Genomic DNA, 2,220 nt, shown 5'->3' on the forward strand with positions numbered 1-2,220 from the left:
GAGCCCGACCCGAAAGGCGGCGACCGCGCCCGCGGCGACCAGCCGCGGGCGCCGGGCGTCGTCGATCTCGTTAAGGCGAGCTACGGTGACGCGGCGGACGAGCCGCTCGAAGCCAGCGAACACAGCAGCCAGCCCGGCTTCCAGCGCTGGGGTACCGGAGACGAGGCGGAGCCGAGTCAGTTCCCGCTCCGGCTCGGCGGCGTAGTCCGCCACCGCCTGGTTGATCACGGCGTGTAGCGACTCGAGCAGCGGTTCGTTTGCCGGACGGCGGTCGAAGAGCTCCTCGGCGAGGTCGAGATGGGACCGCAGGCGCCTGAGCACCAGGTCTTCCTTCGAGGTGAAGTAGCGGAAGTACGTCCGCAGCGACACCACGGCGTCGGCGCAGATGTCCTCCAGCCGGGCCTGCTCGTACCCCTCGGCGACGAACCGCTCGAGTGCCTTGGCCTCGATCGTGGCGCGGGTCAGCGCCTTCTTCCGCTCCCGCAACCCGCCCGACGGCGGCGCCTGATCAGCCACAGAAAGTGCCTCTCTTTGACATGTGCCAGCCATAGGCATAATTTACCGGCATGGTGCTTGCATCGGCCACTCGCAGTGGCCATGTCGAGATCAATGCTGCCCGCCTCTACTACGAGGAGCGCGGCGCCGGGCCGTCGCTGCTGCTGATCCCGGGCGGGACGGTGGACGCCACGCACCATGCGGCGGTGGCGGACCTGCTCGCCGACGACTTCCGCACAGTCACCTACGACCGGCGCGCAAACGGCAGGAGCCCGCGGCCGTCCGGTTGGCACGCCACCAGCATCGCCGAGCAGGCCGACGACGCGGCCGGACTGATCGAGGCGCTCGGACTGGCCCCGTGCGCCGTGTGGGGCGGCAGCCTCGGCGGGGTCGTCCTGCTCGAGCTGCTGGTCCGGCGCCCCGCGCTGGTCGGGGCTGCGCTCGTGCACGAGCCGCCGCTGTTCGCCGTGCTCGACGACGGCGAGCAGGCCGCGAAAGGGCTCCTTGCGTCCGCGGCTCGGGCGATCAGGCACAGCGCGGTCCGCGAGGAGTTCCGCAACCACGTCCGCCTGTCGATCGGGGAGGCGTTCGAGCAGCTCCCACCGCACCTGCGCGAGCGGATGTTCGCCAACGCGACGGTCTTCTTCGACCTGGAGATCCCCGCACTCGTCGATCACCGACCCGAACCAGCGAGCCTGCGGCGGGTCCTGCGCCGAGTCGACGTCCCGGTGACCGTCATGGGGGACCCGCACAACCACGCTGCCCTGCCTTTCCGGGCCGCTTGCTGGCTTGCAGATCAGCTAGGCACCGAACTGCGTGAGCTGTCGGGCGGCCACATGCCGTACGCGGCCACCCCTGAGGCGACTGCCGCCGCGATCCGGCGCGCGCTCACCGACTGACCAGCACCTCCGGGACCACCCGGACGGCGAAGACAGAGAAGATCGGAGGAACGACGAATGACCTTCCAGTGGGGCGGACTCGCCGACACGACCGAGGGCCTGGACGCCCAGCAACCCCCCGCGCACGCCACTCGGCACCGCAGCCGGGTCGAGGTGATCGGCTACGAGAAGCACGACATCAGCACCCACGAGGACGGCTCCATGCTGGTCTCCACCGTGCTGACCGAGCGCTTCAGCGGCGCGATCCAGGGCATGGGGTACGCCGACCACCTGCGCGTGCTACGCCCGGACGGCAGCGGGATCACCACCGGCATCGAGCGGATCGTCGGCAGCATCGACGGGAGGAAGGGCTCCTTCATCCTCACCGCGCACGGGCGCAACCACAGCAACGGCGAGGTCAGCGGCAGCTGGACCGTTCAGCCGGGTTCCGGGACCGGCGAGCTGGCCGGCATCCGCGGACGCGGCGCGTTCACCGCGAAGCCCGACGTCGACGGCACCATGCACGCGGAGGACGAGTTCGTGTGCTGGTTCGAGGACAAGCCGGCCGCGGACGCCGGGAGAGACACTGAAGCCGATGCTCCTGCGCCGACCGGCACGTGACGACATTCGACGCCGGATTGGCACCGCGGCTGACCCATCAGGGATGGATCTCACGATCCACGGCGCAGTCGGCCCACGCGCGGGCCCTCTCGACGAGCGGTGTGCGACCGCGCCGACCCCACGGGACTCGACCGGCAGCGGCGGGTGCCCGACGCGAGCTCACGTCCAGCTTGGGCGGCGGCGTTCAAGCTCTGCACGGTCGCGGCCGAGCATCCGGCGTGGGGCG

The 2,220-nt window shown here is 70.8% G+C and carries 3 protein-coding genes; 2 read left to right on the forward strand and 1 reads right to left on the reverse strand.

Features of this window, described 5'->3' with window-relative positions:
• Window positions 1–516, reverse strand: a 516-nt coding sequence (locus ABEA81_RS42210; RefSeq protein ID WP_345613673.1) for a TetR/AcrR family transcriptional regulator, incomplete at its 3' end; no start/stop codon positions are given.
• Between the two features lie 50 nt (window positions 517–566).
• Here ABEA81_RS42210 and ABEA81_RS42215 point away from each other — a divergent pair.
• Window positions 567–1,394, forward strand: coding sequence for an alpha/beta fold hydrolase (locus ABEA81_RS42215; protein WP_345613674.1), 828 nt, complete (start codon window positions 567–569; stop codon window positions 1,392–1,394).
• Window positions 1,395–1,451: 57 nt separating this feature from the next.
• The gene (locus ABEA81_RS42220) at window positions 1,452–1,994 is read left to right on the forward strand and encodes a DUF3224 domain-containing protein (protein WP_345613676.1); all 543 of its coding nucleotides are present in this window, start codon (window positions 1,452–1,454) and stop codon (window positions 1,992–1,994) included.
• Window positions 1,995–2,220: the final 226 nt, after the last annotated feature.

It is taken from the genome of Pseudonocardia adelaidensis (assembly GCF_039543345.1).
GTDB classification, from domain to species: Bacteria; Actinomycetota; Actinomycetes; order Mycobacteriales; family Pseudonocardiaceae; genus Pseudonocardia; species Pseudonocardia adelaidensis.

What these genes read in the sequence shown, in the direction of transcription:
- ABEA81_RS42215 (WP_345613674.1), top strand. Translation starts at nt 567, where the DNA reads ATGGTGCTTGCATCGGCCACTCGCAGTGGCCATGTCGAGATCAATGCT.
- ABEA81_RS42220 (WP_345613676.1), top strand. Translation starts at nt 1,452, where the DNA reads ATGACCTTCCAGTGGGGCGGACTCGCCGACACGACCGAGGGCCTGGAC.